This is a genomic window from Stutzerimonas stutzeri (assembly GCF_013522825.1).
In the GTDB taxonomy this organism is placed as follows: domain Bacteria; phylum Pseudomonadota; class Gammaproteobacteria; order Pseudomonadales; family Pseudomonadaceae; genus Stutzerimonas; species Stutzerimonas stutzeri_AK.
Genome location: NZ_JAAMQZ010000002.1, coordinates 65,563 through 84,443, shown reverse-complemented (window position 1 = coordinate 84,443; position 18,881 = coordinate 65,563). Strand labels below are relative to the sequence as shown.

Here is an 18,881-nt window from a genome sequence, read left to right as displayed (position 1 = left end):
GAACCCGATGCCACCCCAACAAACAATGCGCATCGCGGGCTGCCCGCATACCTGCTTGTCCCGGGCCATAAAAAAACGGAGGCCGAAGCCTCCGCGAGGATCAATGAAGCAATGCGACCGTTACAGCAGGCCTGACTCCGCAAAGGAGAACGGGGAACCTTGGCCTACGATGATGTGATCCAGTACCCGTACATCGATGAGCGCCAGCGCGGCCTGCAGTTGCTGGGTCAGCACACGATCCGCGCTCGACGGCTCGGAGATGCCCGAGGGGTGCTGGTGCGCGAAGATCACCGCGGCGGCGTTCAACTCCAGCACACGCTGTACGACGACACGTGGATAAACAGAAGTCGAGTTGATCGTGCCCCTGAACAATGGCTCGTAGGCCAGCACCTGGTGCATGCTATCCAGGAACACAGCGGCGAATATCTCGTTGGGTTCAGCGACCAGTTTCACGCGCAGATAGTCCCGCACGGCGGCCGGCTGGCTGAGGCATGGTCCAGCTTTGAAGATCCGTTTTTCCAGCAGCACGATGGCCTGCTGGATGATCCAGTCTTCGTGCTGGGCAGCTACGGCGGAAAGCGACTCCACACAGGAGTCATTGATGGCGAAAGACATGGCGAACCTCCAGACGGTGAGATCGGAGGGCGCGCGCCCCCGAGGGCAAGCCCTCCTGGGGATGAGAATGAAAAGATGCATCCATCACCGCGATTGCGGTGACCGTTCGCGGCCAGGATGCAAGGCGAACGAGTCGCGGTCAGCGCAGAGGACTGCGCCGTAGCCTTGAAGACCGGGGCTACCTGGGCATGTCGCCGACGACGTCGGCAGGCATTTCGGATGTGGGTGTGCTGGTCGGACCCTCAGCCGCCAGCATGTCCATGGCTGACAGCAAGGCATCGCCCTCGATCGGCCCCTGCAGCAGGATGGCCTGGCCCGTTTGGCGATCGAGCAGGCGCAGCGACGGCGTGGCGGTTACGCCGCTCTTGGTGGCTTCCGCAGCCTGGGCGCGGATAGCCGCACTGGGCCTTTCGCTTGCCATGCACTGCTCGCTGGCTGGCGTCGATTCGGGGTACCGCAAGCCATCGGGCAAGCCCTGGCCGCCGCTGCGCGTGTGGGCATAGACCCATTCGATCGCCTGCCAGAACGCGACATGCCCACCTGCTTCGGCAGCGCATTCCACTAGGCGTGCCTCGGCTGACGCGGCCGGCTCGTGCTCGGCCAGCGGCTGGTGGTGCCATTGCAGCGCCACGTCGGTGTTGTTGCCGATCCACCGCTTGAGCTGCGGGAAATACTCCCGGCAGAACGGGCACTCCAGGTCGGCATAGAGCGTCAGCGTGAAACGGCCTTTGGGGTTGCCCATTAGCCAGGGCGGCCCGGCCACCGGTGCCATGCTGACCGGCGTGGGCGGCTGCGGCGGGGATTCGCCGGGCGACCTTGACACAAGCCAGATCAGCAGCAGCGCGACCAGCACAGCAGCCAATGCCCAGGGCCAGCGGGGCCGCCCGTTGCGGCGGCGGAACGCCTGGACCTGCATCGGAATGGAAGGACGTTTCTGTTCCATGGCGTTCTCCGTCTTACGACAGTTCCAAGGCCGGCGACTCGATGCCGCGCGCCTGGTCGATCTTCTCGGCCACCTTGAAGGCCGCTTCCAGTTCGGTGCAGCCGTAGTGCTGCATGAGCTGGTAGCGCTCGGCCTTCTCTTCGGGTTCGGTCTGCGCCAACGCCAAGTACAGGCTGGGCGGCACGGCGCGGAACAGCACTTCCATGCTCTTGGAAAGGATGACGCCCTCGGTGAACTTGCCCGCTTCTTTGCGCGCCGAGAGCATCAGCGCTTTCTGCGCGGGCGAGAGTTCGCGGAAGCGTGCAATCTTCTCGACCTCATCGGGCGGCATCGACAGGCAGATCCACCACTCAATCATGTTGAGCATGGGCTCCGCGGCACGCGGCAGATCGTCGATATTTTGTGTAGCCAGCCAGAACCAGGCCCCTAGCTTGCGCCACATTTTTGTAATTTTTACAACGTAGGGCGCAAGCAGCGGGTTCTTCGTGATGATGTGGCCTTCGTCGGTCACATTGATGATCGGACGGCCCAGGTACTGGTCGCGCTCGGCGATGTTGTTCACCGTGCTGATCAGGCTGATGTAGGCGATGGAGAGCTGCGCGTTGTAGCCCTCCCGGGCATAGGTCGCGAGATCCACCAGCGTGATGTCGGCCTCGGGCCACGGCGTGCCATCGCGATCGAACATCTCGCCGTCCGTGCCTTGGCAGAACATGTCCATCGCGTCCGCCATCTCCAGCAGCCGCACGCGCCGCATCTCGGGCAGCGTCGGGTCCTGGCCGCGCGTGCGCAGCGCGTTGCGCACGTCGCGCGTGAGCACCGTGCGTTTCTCGGCCACGCAGTGCTCGGCGGCATCGAGGATGCACTGGCGGATCAGCGAGCGATCGGCCCGCGTCATCCGGGCTTCTTCCTTGTCCTCGCCGCCTGTGATCATCAGCCGTGCCGTGATCTCCAGTTCACCCAGCACGTCGCGCTGCTCGTCCTCCTCCATGACCGAGGAATCGGCTGGCAATTCTTCATCCAGTGCATCGGCATCAAGCGTCTGCACGTTGCTGGGCGTTTCGATCAGCCGGCGAGCGTCGGCGAACGGCGCCAGGCTGATGCCCGAGCCAGGAGCCAGCTTGACCCGGTTCACGGTCAGACCCAGGCGCTTTGCGAAGTCGCTGAACAAGCCAAAGCTGTTGCCGGCTTCCACGATGAACAGCCGCGGCCGGTAGATGGCCGTGACCTGGTTCAAGAGGTTGTTGAGCGTTGCGCTCTTGCCCGAGCCGGTGGGGCCGAACAGGAACAGATGGGCGTTCATCTGCCTGTCCAAGCGGTTCAGTGGATCAAACGTGATCGGCCCGCCGCCGCGGTTGAAGAACGTGTTGCCCGGATGACCCGTACCCTGGCTGCGACCCCACGCCGGCGAGAGATTCGCCACATGCTGGGCGAACATCAGTTGGGTGAACCAGTTCCGTCGATCTTGCGCAGGGTTGTAGCAGCACGGTAGCCAGCGCAGGTAGCTGTTGAGCGGCGCGACTTCATCGTCCTCGCGCACAGGCTGCAACCCCGCGTTGAGCATCACGTTGGCGAGGTCCAGACCGCGCCTGTCAAGTTCGGCTTCATCGCGTCCGCGCAGATAGAAGGCCAGCGTGCCGCGGTAGAGCTTGTGCGCGCTGCCGATGAGCGAGCGTGCCTCCTGCACATCCTTGAGCGTTTGTTCCGATGCCAGTGTTTCGCCGACAGCCTTCTTCGCCAGGTGATTCAGGTGCGATTCGAGGATGTCCTGGGGCGTCGCCACCATGGTCAGACACATCGTGGTGTCTTCGGGCATCTGATCGAAAAGCGTGTTGATAGCGTCCCCCTTGCGGGTTTCGCCGGTCAGGTGCCCCGTACCGGGCGGCATGCGTAGCCGGTCGGTGACCAGTACGCGATGCGGCATACCGTCAAAGTACCAGGTGCCGTGCTCGGCATCGGAGCGAGGCTGACCGAAGAACAGCCGTTGACTGAAGTCCCGACCACTCGCCAGCTCAATCTCACCTTCCTCCACCTCGTCGGGATAGCGGGCCAGCGCATAGAAGCGCTCTCGCTCCTCAGCGCCGGGCCCGAGCATCGTGGGGCGTGGGTTGAACCAACGCAGCAGCCAGTCGTGAACATCGGCCGCGACCATGCGCCGGGCCTGGATGCCGGCGTTCGCCAAGCCGCCGCAGAGGCGATCGCAGACGATGTTCAGCATTTGCTCGGGTGTCTGGCCGCGGCGGTTCGCCTGCCCGGCGGCCCGGCGATAGACCACCATGCGCACGCGCCGCGTCTGGCCGCGCCAGCGCAACCGCGTGACCACCGTATCCTCGAACAGTCCGCCGGGCTTGGCCACCGCGCGCAGGTGGTGGCCAAAGAAGCGGAGGTAGAACTCGGTGAAGGCCGTGCTGCGGGCGCGCGGCTGCACGTAGTCGCGTAGCGTCTGCATGTACTGGTCGAAGCTGGGCTCGTCCTGTGCATAGAGCTGGAGCACCCACGGGTTCTCATCCAGCTCATCGAACGAGTCCTGGAGCGCGTTTTCGAGCGCATCGCGGGCATGAGCGAGCCAGCCCGGTTCCCGACCTTCGGTGCCTAGCGGGACCAGTTCGTAGAAGGCCGCGACCGATTGCCCGTCCTCCAGCAGCATGGACTTCGACGGCGGCAGGAACTCCACCCACGGCAGCAGCTCCGCGAATGACTGCGCAACGTCGTACATCGCCTGCTCGTCCGCCACGGTCGCCGGCCTGCGGCCCTGGACCGTCGCTCCGGGTTCGGCAATGCCGGCCTGGCGCAACGCCTCGACGTGGCGCTGCCAGCCGTCCGGCTGCTCGTCATTGCCACCATCGGATGCAGCCAGCTTCGGCCAGGGGAGTTTCCAGCGCATCAGTAGTCCTCCACGCGCTCGCCCGGCATGGCGTACTGCACACGCTGGTACAGGGGAAAGACCGTCGTGTAGCCCGGAACCGGCACGGGATCGGTGCCCGCCAGGTGCGGGTACACATACATGACAAGATCGGGGTTCGGCAGGCGGTGGAACTGGCGATAGACCTCGTTGCGCGCCGTGCGCGTGTAGCGCATCTGCTCGGTGGGCGCGGCCTCCACGTCGGCCTCGGTCAGCGTCCGGCGCAGGCTCTGGCGTGCATCGAGCAATTGCCTGCGCGCCACCTGGCCGGCGCCACCACCCCCGTCACCGGCGTTCTGCTGCCAGATGTCCATCATCGTGCTGTCGCCGTGGGGGAGCAGCTTTTCCTTGCTGGTGGCACAGCCGCCGAGCACCGCGACGGCGAGGGCCAGCGCCAGGGCCTTATTCAAGTTCGAGAGCATGGCTTTCTCCTGCGCGGTGATCGACCTTGCGGCCTTCGGGATCGAAGTCGATGGCGAGCGGCTTTTCGAGGTGGACGGCGACCTTCGCGCCGGGCTGGACATAGACAGCGGCGAACGCCTGGCCGTACAGCTTGTTCACCCAGTCGGCCATGTCGCGCACGCCACCGGCCAGGATGCGGCCCACGGCTTCATTGCCCGAGATACCGACGCTGCCGATGGAGCCGTCGGCGCCGACGTAGGACATCTGGCCGCTGTCGCTGTCGATCAGCGAGGCGACGCCGGCACCGGCGGCGGTAATCAGGGCTTGCGAGCCAAGGTACTGCTGGGCGTTGCTGCGCCGCTCCCCGCTGACGCAGGGAATGCCGTATGGGTCGCTGATCCAGCCCAGGCCTCCACTTTGAGAGTTCTGCTGCTGGTTGTTTTGCTGGTTGCCGTCGCGGTCTTCGGGGATGGTGCGGATCGTGCCGTCGTGGAAGACGAAGGTGATGCTGCGTACCTGGCCGCGCACGCACGAGAGCGTCCAGTCGCCCGATGCGGTGCCGCTGAACACGGCACCGGCCACGTCGGGAATGTCGATGCCATTGGCGGTCAGGTTGTCCGATCCGACCAACACCTTGAAGGGGTACGGATCGTTGACGGTTCCGTCGATCGGCACGCGGCCGATCAGCGCCGTCATCGCCACCGACCCCATCAGCGTCGAATTGGTCGGTACGGTATAGACCGCCTTGGCGCTCTTCACGCCTGCGGCGCGTGCGCCCGCGTTCGCCACGGTTTCCGCCGTGGTTTCCAACGTGCTCTGCGCGGGGCCGAAGCTCGTCGGGAAGCTCATGCCGCTACCCGTGCCACGACTGCTGTTGCGCCCCTCGGCTTTCCTCGCATCGTCGGGTTCGACCCAGCGCACGCCGCCTTCCATGCCGGCCTCGTCGCCGTCACGCAGCCCCAGACCCACCGGCAGGTCGGCATGGCCGCCGCCACGTCCGCCGATACTGTCCAGGCGCCGTTGCAGGTCGGCCAGCAGCCCTTCGGTCTGCTGACGCGCGCTGGCTGCCTGCTCTTGGTCGCGACGCAGGTTGGTGCGCTCGGAGTCGAGGGCCGAATTGATGCGCTGGTCAATGGAGTTCTCGCGCTGGCGCAGTCGCTGGTTTTCTTCGCGCTGGGATTTGTTGTCCGAGAGCGCGGTCTGAAGCTCGGTGCGCAACTGCTTCACTTGGGCAACGAGCGTCGCCACGGTGTCGCGCGGGGTATCGCCCTCGATGCCCAGCGCCTTCATTTCCGCTGGCGTGAGCTTGGCGCCGGCATCCGCGGTCGGTGGTGCCGAAGTGCTGCCTCCCGAGAACAGCCGGATGGCGACGAACAGCACCAGCACGGCAACCGGGATCATCAGCCACTTCAGGAGTCCATTACTGCGCATGGCGGACCTCCTTGCGGTCGGTGCCATCCTGGGAACCGGCTTCCGGTTGCGGGAGATGCACGGCCGGGTCGAAGCGGTTGACCGCTGGTAGCAGCGATTGCGCAAGGCCACGCCCGCGCGTCACCAGGTACAGAACGGTCGTGTCCTCGGGCGTCCCGCGCGGGCCAAGCGCCTCGTGTTGGAAGGTGGCGGTGAGGAAATCGCCTTGCAGCACGCGCGGGTCCAGGGTGATCCAGCCGCTGCTGCTGTTGGTCAGGCGCACGGCGGTCACCCACTGGTCTTCCAGACGCCATGACGCGAGCGCGACCGCGCGCACGGGCAGCGTCGGCATCAGCGTGCCGAGGTCGAGGTCACGGCGCAGGTTCACCCGCATGACGCTCGGCAGCGGCTCCACGGTGCGTAGCGGCGCGTAGAGGTTCTGTGCGGCAAAGCGCGTCAGGACAACCGACACCGGGGTCTCGCGTCGCGCCGCTCGCGCGCCGGCCTGGTCCTGGGCGCGCGCCGGAGCTTCGTTGTCATCGCCGGGCTGATCGCCATAGCGCGCCGGGGTGCTGTTGCCCTCGACGATGCGCACTGGTTCCAGCTCGGCTTCGCCGTCCTTGGCTGGCTCCGCCGCAATGTCCAGCAGGATCAGCGCGCCCGTGTCGGCGTCCTGCAATTGCAGCCGCGTGGGCTCGATCGGCTCGCTGGCGCGCAGGTACACCGCGCCGCCCGCGCTCTGCACCCGTAGGCGCTCGCCGACGCCCGCAGGTACGCCCACGCGGACGTTGCGGTCGATGAACACGATGCGCTCGTGGCCGACCTTCAGCGGCACCGCCAACGGCATACGTTCCCAGCGCAGGATCTCCACTGCCTGGACAGCAGGAGCGGCGGCCACGGCCAACAGCCCCAGCAGCGTGAGTACAGGATGCTTCATGGGGTTTCTCCTTGGGGCGCTTGCGGAGACAGGCCGCCAGACGCCGGGCGCGTTGGCTCCGGCGTGCTGATGCGCTGGGGCGCGCCCTCATAGCAGTCGAGCGCCAGGCCGAACGGGTTGCGGGCAGGATCGACGTCCACCCGCGTGACCTTCACTGGATAGCGCACCAGAGCGCGCTTGACTTGCTCGGCGCCGTAGTACTCGTCGGCGGTGATGTCCAGCGTCACCACCCAGTCGCGGTCGGAGACCACGCGCACGCGCGCCGTAGGGTCGTCGCCGTAGCCGCGGCCGGGGATTTCATAAATCCCGCGCACGCGCTGGCGCAGCTCGCCCGTGCTGCGGCGGTAGTCGTAGTCCGCGCGAAGGAAGGCCTGGCAGGACGGGGTGAGATACGGCGAGAGCGTGTGGAGGTTGCGCGCGTAGTCCTCTTCGCCATTCGTCGGCCAGCGGTTGAGCGTCTGGAACACGTAGAACGTGAACGCATAGACCGATTCGGGCGGCACTTCCCACCACTTCCTGGTACTGCCGGAGCGCAGGTCAGGCGGAACGTGGATGGTCAGATCGCGCGGAGCGCTCCACCAGCCGCCGCCCATGACCAGGGCGACGATGACCAGGGCGCCAGCCCCCAGGCGAAGCGTCTTGATGTGCGCCTGCAGGTGGGTGATCTCGTTCTTGAAGCGGCTCATCGCGCGCTCCTTCGGGTGGTCCAGAAGCCGGAACGCGAGATCAGCACATGGCCGCCCACCCAACCCGCCATCAGTGGATGACGTGTCGCAATGCGCCATTGCAGTTGCCGATACAGCCAGGTGTCGGGACGCCCGCGTTTGAGGCGGCGAAGAATGCCGCCGCCGATGAACACGCCCAAGGCCACGCCCAGGACGACGAACGTGGGAGCTAGCGCGATCGTGCGGAACACCCACGACAGCGGCGCGCCGACCAGCAGGCCGGCGGCGCCGGACAAGCCGCAGCAGATCCACAGCTCGTCGGCGGTGAGGCCGCGCACGACAACGGGGTGGCGGTTGAGCCGGTGCGGAAGGAACGTCACGGTCCCGTCCGCACGGACGTGCTGCTGCTCAGACATACCGGCCTCGCCTTACAGGATGCCGGTGGCTTCGGTGAGCAGCCAGATGCCGATCACGAGCAGGACGGCGCCGATGGCGACCGTGAGGCCGAACTGGCCCCACGTCTTGCGGCCTGTGTGGATTTCCGCGTAGGTCCCGTAAGCGTGGTAGCACACGCCGATGAACATCGACGCCACCACCAGCAGGGCTACGAGCATGATGATGTCGTAGCCGTAGTTGCGGATCGTTTCCATGATGCCGTTGCCCGTGCCGCGGGTCGGGTTCTCCAATTGCGGCAGACCCTGCGCGAACGACAGCACGGGCAGCGCAGCGGCGCCCAGGGCCACGGCGGCGCGCTGGGCAAGACGGGAATTGAGGATGCGGTTTTGCATGGTCATGCCTTTCAGGTCAGGAGAGGAGGAAGAAAGTCAGGACGAGGTACATCGCGACGAATCGGATGCAGACGCCGAGGAACTGGCGCTGGTTGAGGCGGCTCTCGGACCACCCCACGTAGGCCGTTCGCATGGCCCAGACGCCCCAGACGAGCAGGACCGCGAACACGACGCCGACCAGGACGGTCGCCATCGCTGAAGGTGCGATGCCGCTGTTGGCTTGAAATGCCGAGACCTGGGCGCCGTTCATGGCTTGCCCTCCGCGGTCGTCGGCGGTGATGGCGGGACGACCCGCTCCGTGCGGTAGTCGCCGGCCAATTCGGACGGGTCGCGCGGCTGGGCGCGCGACGGTGTGAGATGGGCCTGGATGCCGGCGCGCACGCGCGCCAGGTCAGCCAGCAGCCTCGGGTAGTCGAAGTGGTAGCGCTCGCCCGGCTGGATGGGGGCATGCGCGGCGCTGTCGGCGACCGTGCGCTCCAGCGCGTCGAGTTGGCGCAGCGCTGCGACCAGCTCCTGACGCTGCGCTGGGGACTCGGCCAAGGCCATCGAGGACTGGCCCAACACAAGGGCCGTCACGAGAAAAGTGGGCACGCCGCGATGCGCGGCGCGCAGCCAGATCGGAGCCAACATCGCGCCATTCCTGTGTGATCAGCAATGGCTAGATCGTGGAGATCAGGGCTGTTTCAGGCCGCAAACAATAGGAACCTGCGGATGACCGGATTGATCGGCTAGAGGTACTTCTTGAAGCTGCCCGCAGTCAGGCTCACGGCCAGTCCCAGCAAGGCGGCGCTCGGCAACAGGATCAGCAATGGATGCACCGAGATCGGCAGTGCCAGGTACGTGATCCACGGCAGCACGGCCAGGGGCATAAGGCTGGCTTTCGCGCGGTGGTAGATGAACCCGGATTCGCGGCCCGCGCCGAACCTGCGCACGTCACGTCGCACCAGACCGTCAATCAGACCGACGAAAGCAGCCGTGAAGATCAGTGGCAGCGTGAGCACCAGGACCAGCAGGCGCACTAGGAAGGTCAGCGTCGTGAAGGCCGCGGCGATCAGGTAGCTCTCGGCCCAGACATAGGCTTGGCTGATGTAGTAGCGGAAGTTGCGCGCCTGCTCGTGGCTGGGCGCGCGGACGCGCTCGGCGGTCTGGCTCATGCGCGCCAGCAGCCCGGAGCGAACAAACACCCATTCGTAGCCTGTATCCACCAACTCGTGCGCCGTGCGCCCCGGCTCCTGCACGACCACGCTGCGCGTGAAGTGGTTGGACAGATGCCCAAGCTCGTACTGCAACATCTGCTGGGAATGGCGCCAGCCCTGGTCCTTCCAGAACAGGTGCATGCCGACGCACTCCACCACGATCGAGAACAGCAGCGAGCCGATCAGCACTCCAAGCAAGCGAAACGGCAAGGTGATGGTGCCGACGATCAGGCCCTGGCGCTGATTCTGCTCCCGCTGCGCGGTCGAGGCGGCGTCCTTCACGGCGCGGCCTCGTCGCCACTGTGGTCGGTGTCGGTGGCCACCGCAGCAGGCTCGGCTGGAGCAGCATCATCCAGCAGGTCATCGGGCAAGGCCGCATCCTGCAAGGCCGGGGAACTGGTGAACTCCCACCACTGCGTAGCCTCGCTGTAGCTCTGGCGCATGTACCCTGCCAGTTGTTGCAGGTCCGTCGGCATCACTTCATCCGGGTCTGGTAGCGGCAGCGGCATGCGAACCTTCCAAAGCTGGCCGCCCTGCAGCAGCGCGAAGCATTGGCCTTTTGGCAGGCCGACTACGTGCGATGGCTCGATCATCGGCACGCTGGACATGCTGATGCGGTCCTGGGTGTTCGACGTGAAATCCGTCGCGCCGCGGATGTCCGAACTGTCGGTTGCCCCGGAGACGATGGTAGTGGTATAGACCTCGACCTTCGGCAACTGCCGCGTCAGCAGTTCGGCAGTGGCAGTCTCGCGCACGCGCAGCATGAACAGGTTGTTGAAGTTGCCGATCACCTGGCCAGCTTTCGCGCGATTGCCGATGCGGGCCTCGATGTCCGAGAGGGTCTGCGTGTACGCGGTGACTTGCAGCCCGGCGCCGCCGCCTTTGTTGATAAGCGGCACGAATTCGTCACCCATGAGTTCATTGAATTCATCCGCATGGACGTTGATCGGTACGCGCGCGCCAGCCGAGGCGTCTGGCAGGCCATCGTCGATTCCGTGCTTGTAGATATGGCCCGCGACCGAAACCAGGTCGGAGAACATGGAGTTGCCGACCGCTGCGGCAACCTCGGCGTCGGACAGCGCGTCCAGTCCCACATAGACGATGGCGCGCTTCCTGATGACTTGCATCCAATCGAAGATCGGGCGCGGGTCGGCCAGGTCGGAATAGTTCGGTGCCAGGAGCTGCGCGATCTTGCCGCTGGTTAGCTTTTCCAACAACGGCAGCAATGACGCGACGATCTTGTCGAAGTAGGTCTTGTCGTACCGAACTGCCGAGCGCAGTCCGTCGAGCACCGGGTCGTAGTTGCGCGCCTGGGAGAGATACTGCTCCAGCGCAACCACGCGCTTCTCTCGCCCGATCATGTTGCGCGGGATGTTCTTCTCGTTGAGCTTGGCCTCGATCTGGACGATCACCTCCCAGGCCTTGGGCTCGGTCTTGGCGAAGTAGTGCTGGGCGTACTCGATAAACAGCGCGTCGATGTTGATGACGTGCCGCTGGATCAGCATGTAGTCCGGGCGCTGTCCCAGTTCCACCAGGGCACGAGCAATGATGTTGACGAAGCGCCACGCGAACTCCCTGAAGGCCGCGCTATTGCCTTCACCGGAGAGTTGCCCTGCGATACGGGTGGCGACTTCCGAGATGCGACCGAATCGGCCCACCGCGTTGTAGCGGGCGCTGATCTCCGGCCAGCCCAAGTGGAAGATGTAAAACTCGCCTTCACGGCCGGCGCGCTTGGCCTCGACATACATGCGCTTCAAGAGGTCCGCATCCCCTTTGGGGTCGATGACGATCACGACTTCGTGCTCGCCGGCAGCGCTCTTGCGGCGGATGTCCTGGGTCACGAACAACTCGGCCAGTCGCGTCTTGCCCACGCGCGTGGTGCCCAGCACCAGCGAGTGCCCGACACGCTCGCCGAGCGGAAGGCTGACGTCCACCTCGTCCGGTTCGATGCCGTGCAGGCGTGGCAGGCCGCCCACAGGCGGCAGCGGACGCACCGGGTTGAAAGGAGCATCCCAGCCCGTGAGCGCGGACAGCCGGGATAGCGGGAACGGCGCGAACTCCAGCCGCTCCTCCAGTCGCCGTGCCAGCCGGTAGGCAGGCGTCGGCTCGACGTATCGGCGGAACTCCGGCCGGTACGTCTGCATCAGCCTATGGGTGTGTTTTTGTTCCCACAGGAACCCGCGCCCGATGAAAAGCCGCTGCTGGCTGACGGGCACGTCCTTGCTCGTCATCACGTAGCGCGACAGGCGGCGGATGTTGCGTCGGTAGCGCAGGATCACGCGGGCATCGCGATAGCGGATCGCGCCGTAAGCGCCGAAAGCCAGCGCGCTGCCGACGCCCATCGACGGGCTCAGCGCGAGCGACCATGGGGCCACCAGGCACAGAAACGCGGCGCCTGCACACGCCGCGACGGTGTATAGCTCCACCGCTGGGCGTAGCAGAACCTCGACCGGCTGTTTCCCCGACATGGCTTCATTGCTCGATGCCGGTGGCCGTGATCAGCGCCGGGTAGTGCCGCAGCCCCAGGCGATCGGCCAGGTCGTCTCCGGCTACGGGCGCGAGCGGCACGCCCGGCACCAGGGCACGCAACCGTGCCAGGCCCTGCGCGGTCTCGACATTGACCACGAGGCCGACCGCGCCGCGTTCGCGCAAAGCGACGCCGCGGCGCTGCAGCCAGGCCCGGGAGGCGTCGTCGTCGCCGATGACCACGAACGGCCGCAGGCCGGGCGCTTCGATCACGCGCCGCGCGACGGTGCCGGGCGTGAGCTTGGCGCTACGCACCGGCAGCATCGCTGCCTCGTCCGCGGGTGTGGCGGGAACCTGTGGCGTCGGAATGGGCGGCCGGCCCGGGACATCGGCGCGCGCCTGGAGGTTGAGGGCCTCGTAGTACGGCAGCGCCGACGTGCCACCGCGATCTTCGACCACGATCAGCGGATCGCCGGCACGCGATGCCAGCGGCAGACCTGCCAGCAGCACAAGCAGGCCCCGCAGGGCCAGATGGGATTTTGTCATGGGGAAGTCTCCTGGCGCGCGGCGAGCACCGCGGCGTTTGGATGTGCGCCCTGCACACGCGCGAGATGGCGCGACACGCTGCGCCGGTAGCGGGCGGCGGGCTCGCCGCCCGCAGGACGGTGGTAGCGGCCGATCGCGAGCAGCCAGTCTTCGCCGGACGTGTGCTGCTCGTTCAGGATTTCAGCGGCGATGGCGAGGTTTCGATACGGGTCCAGCAGGTCGCACGCGCTGGTGAAGCGATGCTTGTGGTAGCCGAGGTTGATCTGGACCAGGCCTGCATCGATGCGCGTGTGGGGCGTGGTACGCATTGCCTGTTGCAAGCCCGAGCAGGCGTCGGCGCGCGTGGCGAAGCGGCGCGACTGGCCGGCGACATTGAGGGACCACGGCCACGGCACGATGCGCCCGTTGCGTCGAACGCCGCTCTCCTGCAAGGCCACGGCGTAGAGCACGGTCGAGGGGATGCCCGCCTGCTGGGCGGCGAGCTGGTAGGCAGGTGGCGGAATCTCCTGGGCATGGACGGCGCAGGCGCACAGGCCGGTAGCGAGCACCAGTGCGCACAAGAGCTGCGAGAAGGAGGTGGCCGCTACGGCTGGCGCTGCCATTGGCCGTTCACCTCGCGCACAGCCGCGGGCAAGTCACCGGGCAGGCCCAGCGACAGCCAGCGGCCGCCGTCGTGGTTGAGGGTAATGCTGCCGCTGCGCACGCGCGCCGGGTCGATCTGCGCGCGCTTGGCCCAGTCGCGGATGCGTGCGTCGTCCTGGCGGCTGCCCACCATATACAGGTCGAACTCGGCACCCGAGGATTGCAGCCGCTGCACGAGCTGCCCACAGGCCGCGCAGCCGTCCTTGACGAACACCGCCATGCGACCGCTGCCGCGCGCGGTGCCGGTGCCCGGCCCGTCGTCGGGCAGGTTCACGCGCTGCATGCCGGGGTTCAGGCGCTGCCAGGCTTCGTCGTAGGCACGTTGGTAGGCGAGCAGCTTCTCGACGCGGCGAGCCTCGACTTGCACCTGCAGCTCTGCATAGCGCCGCCGTTCTTCGTCGGTGCGTGCCTCGATGCCTAGGGCAGACAGCGGGTCCAGGTTTGGCGAGTAGATGCCCAGCGGCCCATCCATCAGCTCGCGGTAACGCGCCCATTCCTGGGGTTGGAGCCCCCAGTTGCTTGCTACTCGGTCGTCCAGGACGCGGGCGGCCAGCGGGCGCTCCTGGCTCTGCGCATTGCGGGCTGGAGCTGTGGCTGGCTGTTGCGCCCACGCGGGCCACTGGACTGAAGCCAGTAGGAGTGCGGAAAGGATGATCGACGGCTTCATGTCGTGTGCTCCGATCAGGGAATCGCCACGCGACGGATCTGTTCGCCGGCTTGGAACACCGCAGCGCTGCCATCGATTGCCTGCAAGCGCCATGGACCGACCGCATCACCGGGCAACAGCACCTGAAGCTGGTCGGGCGTGAAGTCCCCGCTGCTCGGCGCGACGGACACACTGAGCTGGCCGGCGCGCAGTTCGGCGCCGACGATGCGGAACGGCAGTGGCGGCGGTTCAGGCTTGGCGGCGGGCTTGCTCGATGTGCGCGGCTGGGCGGGTGTTGCTGCACGCGCGGCGGTCTGACGCGTCTTGATCTGCTCGATCTCCGCGCGCAGCGCCTGAAGGTCGTCGGCTGCTGCGTAGCTGCTCAATGTCTTCTCAACTTGGGAAGCGCGTGCTTCCAGGATTTGGCGGGTGTCTTTGAGGTCCGCCGCCGTTGCGACCTGCGGACGCTGCTGGATGGTTCCGATGGTCTCGGCCAAGGCCACCGCCTGCGCTTCGAGGCGTTGCAAACGGGAGTCGAGCCGTTCCTCGTCGGCCTGGTCGCTCATCGCCTGGTAGCCGAGGGCCACGATGACGCTGAGACCGAGCAGCCAGAGCCAGAGCAGGCTTTGCGCCACCACGGCGGCAGCCGGGCGCCGCGAGGATTGGGGAGTGTTCATGGCTGGCCGCCTGGAATGGAGGGCATCAGTGGGAAGGTCTGCACCGCATCGGCGGCGGCCGGTTCAGGCATGGATTCGACGGCCATGCTGTCGCCGGGCCGCTCGAAGCAAATTTGTCGTGCGCGGTCATCCGCGTGCAGTTCCCAGGCCGGACCAGCTAGGGTGATCAGCGCGTCGCGCAAGGTCATGGGACCGAGATGCAGGTGCGCCGCCGGCAGCGGCAGCGCATACAACTCGATCACGGCATGTGCCGTTTGACACAGGCTGTAGCCGCTGCGCTTGAGCACGTGCCGCAGCCCATCGCCGACCGTGACGCGGGCATCCGCCGGCATCGAAACATCGATGGTCTGCAACAGCAGGTCGCGCTGCGCCGCCGTGGGGGCCAGCTCGACCAACGTGTAGCGCCCATAGCGCACAACGGGGATGTACTCGGGCGCTTCGGGTTCGGGCGCGGTCGAGACTTCCTCGAAGGCATCGGGTGCGTGCGGCGCAGTCGTTGTCGCGCAGCCGCCAGCCAGTACCGACCAAAGCAGGCCGAGAAATCCCGTCAGCAGGCGGCGTTCGGGATGGTGAAACCAGGGTGGAGAGGGGCACATAGCTCGGCGTCCTGAAACATCGAGCCCTCACCATCGCCGCTGGGGTCGTGCGCGGCAGCAAACAATGCGAATCACGCCCCGTCCGATTTTCCGACAGCCTCCCTCCAAAGAAAAAGGCCCCCGAAGGGGCCAATGAGAGCGCAGGTCGGACCCTGCCGAATCAACCCCGAGCCAGCTTCAGGCCAGGATCGACCTGTGCCAGTTGGGCATGCGCCCAGCAGCGCACGAGTTGGCCGTTCTCGCCGAGCGGCCGGTCCGCCATCGCCACCGAGTACTCGTCGGTATCGCTGGTGTCGTAGCAGACGACTTTGATCTCGCCGGTGTCGCAGCGGATGGAGTGGATCTGGCCGTCGGTCATATCGACCACGACGACCTGCGGGACAAGACCCAGTTCGCGGGCGGCCGACAGGATGGGGCCATATTCGGCAGCGTCGAAGCAGACGAACGGCCCTTCGTACCGGGCTTCTTCGGCCAGATCCTTGGCTTTGTGGTAGTGGGCACCCTGGTCGTATTCCTCCTGGGTGGTTCTGACCTTGAAGACCGGCATGTTGGGGGTGCCGGAAGCATCGACGCAGGCGACAGCGACTTGCATCTCGATCTCGCCGCCTTCAGCAGGCTCGGTCGGAGGGATGACAGCCTGACTCTCGGGTTCTTCGTCGGCCATACCCATGCGCTCGCGCATCTCGTCGGCGAATGCCTCGGGAGCCATCAGGCCGTAGCGCGCCAGGCGCACGGGGATGTCTTCAGCGTTCAGATTGCCGTCTTCGATGCGCTGCCGCATGAAGGAGGCGATCTCGGTTACCAGGGTGTCACTCTCAGCTTCCGAGGGCTGCTCGGACACATCGATCGACCACTTATCCACTTCCGCGGCGGTCTCGCCGGTCAGCAGACCCTCATCGATGGCGTATTCGCACATGCTGCGCAGCCGTGCCAGCATTTCCGATTCGGCCTCGCCGTTGAGCAGGTAAGTCACGTCCAGCGTGAGGCGAGCACTGACGACTTTGGTCGTTGCTTGGGTATTGGTGTTCATGGAAATCTCCTTGGGATCGAAAAAGCGCAGCCACGCCCACGGAGACCGTGGACGTGGCTGCAAGGTGGGAACAGCGGAAAGCCGGCGGCGTTAGGCCAGCGTTGGCGTGGGGATCAGGCGGCGACCAGTTGCCGGGCCAGTGCGACCTCGACCGAATCACCATCCTGGTTCAGGACGTCCAACCCTGATTCGGGCACGTCGCCCGAGGTGGACTGCGAGACCATGATCTTCTTGGCCATCAGTTCGAGGCAGGTCATCTGCGAGGAGCCGGCGTAGCCAAGGTAGATCACGCGCACGGGTTGCTTCTGCCCGATGCGCCAGGAGCGGCGTGCCGCCTGCTGCAGCGAGTACACGTTGTAGCCCGACTGCATGAACACGATCGTCGGAAACTCCAACAGGTCCAGTCCCGTTTTAACCAGCTCGGGGTTGGTGATGAGCACATCGATGCCACGGTCCAGTTGTTCGGCGATCCAGTCCTCGCGGCGGCTGGCATCCACGCTTGCGCGCAGCACCGCCACCTTGAAGCCTTCCTGCTCCAGCAGCACCTTCAACCGGCTGGTCGTGTCGCGCGTGCCGGTATAGACCGTGTAGGCCAGCACCTTGCGGCCCTGCGCCTTCTCCTCTTTGCAGATGTCGATCAGCTCACGCTCCTTGGGGCTGATCTCGAACTCGTTGAACTGAGCCGGGACGAACGCCAAGGTGTTGCGCGTGCGCGGATGCACCACGGTCTCCGACCGGAAGCAGCAATCTGGCCAGGCCAGTAGCACGTTGAGCACCACACCCAGCAAGGTCGTATCGCGTCGTGCAAGAGCCTGTTTCAGCTCCGCGGTCAGCCGACCCGCCAGATCGCGGTAGGCCGCGGCTTGCGCCGTGTCCATCGCGACTTCGCGGAACTCCTCGTCATACGGCGGCAGGATGTTGCCGCCGATGTCCTTGAGCTTGAGGAAGATCGTGAACGGCAGGATGCAGCGCAAGACGCCCTTGGGGCCGAAGCCCGGGGCCTTGACCGTGCGCACCGATACCTTGGTGCCCTTGGCCGTCTTGTGCGCCGTGCCGGTGCTCTCGGAGTAGATGTCCTTCAAGACCCCGTGATCGCGCATGAACGCCATCGCGGCCGAGGTCATGCTGCCGCTCGTGGTCGGGCGGTAGCCGTCTTCGATCATCCGCCCCGGAAGGGCTCGGAACAGCAGGTAGAACAGGTCGTCCCCGTAGCCGCCCATCAGCGTGCCAGTCAGCAGCAAGGTCTTGCGAGCCTTCGCTGCCAGCACGCCCATGGCCTGGCCTTGGGCACTGCCGCCGTTCTTGTACTCGTGCGCCTCATCGGCGATGAGCAGGTCGAACGTGCCTTGCGGCAGGTAGCGTTTGATGAACTCGGACGGCTGGTAGCCGCCTTCGCCAAAGCCGAACTCCATGTTGGCCATCGCACGTTCCATGCGGGTGGCCTGACGGTCGGAAAACACCAGCTCGCCGTTGCCGTCCATGAGGTTGATGAACTCATGGATGTTGTCGCCGAGCATCGAGGCCAGGAAGCCGTCTCCGAACTTCTGCATCAGCTTCTGCGCGGTGACTGCCCCGATGGTCGGGATGCGCTTCAAGGCTTTCAGCACGGCCGAGGACTGGTCGCTGCCGGACAGGCTGCGTGGGCGGATCAGCGTCCACAGGGGCGCTGCGCAATGGCTGCACTTCCTGCGGTACTCCTCGGCTTCGAGCGCGACCGGGTTGACCGGCTCGCCGTCGAGGTCGGTGATGACCGTGCCGCAGTCCGGGCAGGCCGCCACGTCGCCGTGGCGGGTGCGCCGCTGGGTGAAGACAGGCTTCCAGTGGAACCCCATCCGCATCCTGACGCGCCCCAGGACAAAGAACTCCTGGCCGGTCGGCTGCACACCCAACTGCTCGCGCAGCTTGATGAGCTTGACCAAGGTATCGGGGCCGTTGAGCACCCAGACCTTCGCGCCCGCTACTGTCTCCTGGATCTCGCGCCGCCACTTGTAAACAAGGTGCGGGGGCGAGAGAACCAAGGTCCGGCGGTAGCCTTCGGCGTTGAGCACAGCGGCCGTGGCGATGCCGACGGTCGTCTTGCCGCAGCCCATCTCGCCATTGACGATCGCGGCGCGCTCGCCACGGTCAATCAGCAGCTCCGCGGCGGCGTGGACGACTTCGGCCTGGGCCTGGAACAGCTTGCGCTTGAGGCTGGCGACGATGAGCTGGCGATGTGCTTGCGGTTGGCCGGTATAGACCGGCGGGTTGGCGCTGTTGAGGGCGTCGAGCAGTTCGTCGCCGAACTCGCCGACGAAATCCTGAAGGCTCAGGGTCAGAGGGGAAGATTCCGCGTCGAGCAGTTCGCCCTGTACGGGCGCGGCTTCAGCGGCATTGGTTTCGAGATCGAGGGACATGGTGATGCTCCAAAGAAAAAGGGGCATGCA

General features: G+C 65.9%; 20 protein-coding genes. All 20 read right to left on the bottom strand.

Annotated features, from left to right (window positions below):
* Positions 1 to 120: 120 nt before the first annotated feature.
* On the bottom strand, positions 121 to 615 hold the full coding sequence (gene radC / locus G7020_RS01930) for a RadC family protein (RefSeq protein WP_023103898.1): 495 nt from the start codon (positions 613 to 615) through the stop codon (positions 121 to 123).
* A 178-nt stretch (positions 616 to 793) separates the two neighbouring features.
* Positions 794 to 1,558 (bottom strand): DsbA family protein, encoded by a 765-nt coding sequence (locus G7020_RS01925; RefSeq protein WP_028690954.1) that lies wholly within the window; start codon positions 1,556 to 1,558, stop codon positions 794 to 796.
* Positions 1,559 to 1,571: 13 nt separating this feature from the next.
* Positions 1,572 to 4,439, bottom strand: a complete 2,868-nt coding sequence (locus tag G7020_RS01920; RefSeq protein ID WP_023103900.1) for a conjugative transfer ATPase — start codon at positions 4,437 to 4,439, stop codon at positions 1,572 to 1,574.
* Entirely contained in the window at positions 4,439 to 4,879 is a 441-nt protein-coding gene (locus G7020_RS01915) for a TIGR03751 family conjugal transfer lipoprotein (protein WP_023103901.1), read from the bottom strand. The genes G7020_RS01920 and G7020_RS01915 overlap by 1 nt, the downstream gene beginning before the upstream one ends.
* Complete coding sequence (locus G7020_RS01910; protein ID WP_017515583.1) at positions 4,860 to 6,290, bottom strand: TIGR03752 family integrating conjugative element protein; 1,431 nt, start codon at positions 6,288 to 6,290, stop codon at positions 4,860 to 4,862. Before G7020_RS01910 ends, G7020_RS01915 begins: the two co-directional genes overlap by 20 nt.
* Positions 6,280 to 7,206, bottom strand: a complete 927-nt coding sequence (locus G7020_RS01905) for a TIGR03749 family integrating conjugative element protein (protein WP_023103903.1) — start codon at positions 7,204 to 7,206, stop codon at positions 6,280 to 6,282. The genes G7020_RS01910 and G7020_RS01905 overlap by 11 nt, the downstream gene beginning before the upstream one ends.
* Positions 7,203 to 7,892 (bottom strand): PFL_4703 family integrating conjugative element protein, encoded by a 690-nt coding sequence (locus G7020_RS01900; RefSeq protein WP_023835765.1) that lies wholly within the window; start codon positions 7,890 to 7,892, stop codon positions 7,203 to 7,205. The genes G7020_RS01905 and G7020_RS01900 overlap by 4 nt, the downstream gene beginning before the upstream one ends.
* The gene (locus tag G7020_RS01895) at positions 7,889 to 8,287 is read right to left on the bottom strand and encodes a TIGR03750 family conjugal transfer protein (protein WP_023103905.1); all 399 of its coding nucleotides are present in this window, start codon (positions 8,285 to 8,287) and stop codon (positions 7,889 to 7,891) included. Before G7020_RS01895 ends, G7020_RS01900 begins: the two co-directional genes overlap by 4 nt.
* 12 nt (positions 8,288 to 8,299) lie before the next feature.
* Positions 8,300 to 8,659 carry a TIGR03745 family integrating conjugative element membrane protein gene (locus G7020_RS01890; protein WP_023103906.1) on the bottom strand — a complete coding sequence of 120 codons (360 nt, stop codon included), beginning with the start codon at positions 8,657 to 8,659 and terminating at the stop codon, positions 8,300 to 8,302.
* Positions 8,660 to 8,675: 16 nt separating this feature from the next.
* Positions 8,676 to 8,909, bottom strand: a complete 234-nt coding sequence (locus G7020_RS01885) for a TIGR03758 family integrating conjugative element protein (protein WP_009459672.1) — start codon at positions 8,907 to 8,909, stop codon at positions 8,676 to 8,678.
* A complete protein-coding gene (locus tag G7020_RS01880; protein WP_023465080.1) occupies positions 8,906 to 9,289 on the bottom strand; it encodes an RAQPRD family integrative conjugative element protein in 384 nt (127 codons plus the stop codon). The genes G7020_RS01885 and G7020_RS01880 overlap by 4 nt, the downstream gene beginning before the upstream one ends.
* Positions 9,290 to 9,387: 98 nt before the next feature.
* Positions 9,388 to 10,137 carry a TIGR03747 family integrating conjugative element membrane protein gene (locus G7020_RS01875; RefSeq protein ID WP_023103908.1) on the bottom strand — a complete coding sequence of 250 codons (750 nt, stop codon included), beginning with the start codon at positions 10,135 to 10,137 and terminating at the stop codon, positions 9,388 to 9,390.
* The gene (gene traD / locus G7020_RS01870; protein WP_023103909.1) at positions 10,134 to 12,323 is read right to left on the bottom strand and encodes a type IV conjugative transfer system coupling protein TraD; all 2,190 of its coding nucleotides are present in this window, start codon (positions 12,321 to 12,323) and stop codon (positions 10,134 to 10,136) included. The genes G7020_RS01875 and traD overlap by 4 nt, the downstream gene beginning before the upstream one ends.
* A gap of 4 nt (positions 12,324 to 12,327) precedes the next feature.
* Positions 12,328 to 12,867, bottom strand: coding sequence for an integrating conjugative element protein (locus tag G7020_RS01865; protein WP_017515759.1), 540 nt, complete (start codon positions 12,865 to 12,867; stop codon positions 12,328 to 12,330).
* A complete protein-coding gene (locus G7020_RS01860) occupies positions 12,864 to 13,469 on the bottom strand; it encodes a transglycosylase SLT domain-containing protein (protein WP_028690955.1) in 606 nt (201 codons plus the stop codon). Before G7020_RS01860 ends, G7020_RS01865 begins: the two co-directional genes overlap by 4 nt.
* On the bottom strand, positions 13,451 to 14,176 hold the full coding sequence (locus tag G7020_RS01855; protein ID WP_023103911.1) for a TIGR03759 family integrating conjugative element protein: 726 nt from the start codon (positions 14,174 to 14,176) through the stop codon (positions 13,451 to 13,453). Before G7020_RS01855 ends, G7020_RS01860 begins: the two co-directional genes overlap by 19 nt.
* 14 nt (positions 14,177 to 14,190) lie before the next feature.
* A complete protein-coding gene (locus tag G7020_RS01850; protein ID WP_023103912.1) occupies positions 14,191 to 14,832 on the bottom strand; it encodes a hypothetical protein in 642 nt (213 codons plus the stop codon).
* Positions 14,829 to 15,428 (bottom strand): PilL N-terminal domain-containing protein, encoded by a 600-nt coding sequence (locus G7020_RS01845; protein ID WP_028690956.1) that lies wholly within the window; start codon positions 15,426 to 15,428, stop codon positions 14,829 to 14,831. Before G7020_RS01845 ends, G7020_RS01850 begins: the two co-directional genes overlap by 4 nt.
* A 160-nt stretch (positions 15,429 to 15,588) precedes the next feature.
* The gene (locus G7020_RS01840) at positions 15,589 to 16,458 is read right to left on the bottom strand and encodes a hypothetical protein (protein WP_028690957.1); all 870 of its coding nucleotides are present in this window, start codon (positions 16,456 to 16,458) and stop codon (positions 15,589 to 15,591) included.
* 113 nt (positions 16,459 to 16,571) lie between these two features.
* On the bottom strand, positions 16,572 to 18,851 hold the full coding sequence (locus G7020_RS01835) for a helicase-related protein (protein ID WP_028690958.1): 2,280 nt from the start codon (positions 18,849 to 18,851) through the stop codon (positions 16,572 to 16,574).
* Positions 18,852 to 18,881: the final 30 nt, after the last annotated feature.

Excerpts from the sequence above, each read along its gene's own strand:
- radC (WP_023103898.1), bottom strand. The coding sequence starts at position 615 with ATGTCTTTCGCCATCAATGACTCCTGTGTGGAGTCGCTTTCCGCCGTA.
- G7020_RS01925 (WP_028690954.1), bottom strand. The coding sequence starts at position 1,558 with ATGGAACAGAAACGTCCTTCCATTCCGATGCAGGTCCAGGCGTTCCGC.
- G7020_RS01920 (WP_023103900.1), bottom strand. The coding sequence starts at position 4,439 with ATGCGCTGGAAACTCCCCTGGCCGAAGCTGGCTGCATCCGATGGTGGC.
- G7020_RS01915 (WP_023103901.1), bottom strand. The coding sequence starts at position 4,879 with ATGCTCTCGAACTTGAATAAGGCCCTGGCGCTGGCCCTCGCCGTCGCG.
- G7020_RS01910 (WP_017515583.1), bottom strand. The coding sequence starts at position 6,290 with ATGCGCAGTAATGGACTCCTGAAGTGGCTGATGATCCCGGTTGCCGTG.
- G7020_RS01905 (WP_023103903.1), bottom strand. The coding sequence starts at position 7,206 with ATGAAGCATCCTGTACTCACGCTGCTGGGGCTGTTGGCCGTGGCCGCC.
- G7020_RS01900 (WP_023835765.1), bottom strand. The coding sequence starts at position 7,892 with ATGAGCCGCTTCAAGAACGAGATCACCCACCTGCAGGCGCACATCAAG.
- G7020_RS01895 (WP_023103905.1), bottom strand. The coding sequence starts at position 8,287 with ATGTCTGAGCAGCAGCACGTCCGTGCGGACGGGACCGTGACGTTCCTT.
- G7020_RS01890 (WP_023103906.1), bottom strand. The coding sequence starts at position 8,659 with ATGCAAAACCGCATCCTCAATTCCCGTCTTGCCCAGCGCGCCGCCGTG.
- G7020_RS01885 (WP_009459672.1), bottom strand. The coding sequence starts at position 8,909 with ATGAACGGCGCCCAGGTCTCGGCATTTCAAGCCAACAGCGGCATCGCA.
- G7020_RS01880 (WP_023465080.1), bottom strand. The coding sequence starts at position 9,289 with ATGTTGGCTCCGATCTGGCTGCGCGCCGCGCATCGCGGCGTGCCCACT.
- traD (WP_023103909.1), bottom strand. The coding sequence starts at position 12,323 with ATGTCGGGGAAACAGCCGGTCGAGGTTCTGCTACGCCCAGCGGTGGAG.
- G7020_RS01865 (WP_017515759.1), bottom strand. The coding sequence starts at position 12,867 with ATGACAAAATCCCATCTGGCCCTGCGGGGCCTGCTTGTGCTGCTGGCA.
- G7020_RS01860 (WP_028690955.1), bottom strand. The coding sequence starts at position 13,469 with ATGGCAGCGCCAGCCGTAGCGGCCACCTCCTTCTCGCAGCTCTTGTGC.
- G7020_RS01855 (WP_023103911.1), bottom strand. The coding sequence starts at position 14,176 with ATGAAGCCGTCGATCATCCTTTCCGCACTCCTACTGGCTTCAGTCCAG.
- G7020_RS01850 (WP_023103912.1), bottom strand. The coding sequence starts at position 14,832 with ATGAACACTCCCCAATCCTCGCGGCGCCCGGCTGCCGCCGTGGTGGCG.
- G7020_RS01845 (WP_028690956.1), bottom strand. The coding sequence starts at position 15,428 with ATGTGCCCCTCTCCACCCTGGTTTCACCATCCCGAACGCCGCCTGCTG.
- G7020_RS01840 (WP_028690957.1), bottom strand. The coding sequence starts at position 16,458 with ATGAACACCAATACCCAAGCAACGACCAAAGTCGTCAGTGCTCGCCTC.
- G7020_RS01835 (WP_028690958.1), bottom strand. The coding sequence starts at position 18,851 with ATGTCCCTCGATCTCGAAACCAATGCCGCTGAAGCCGCGCCCGTACAG.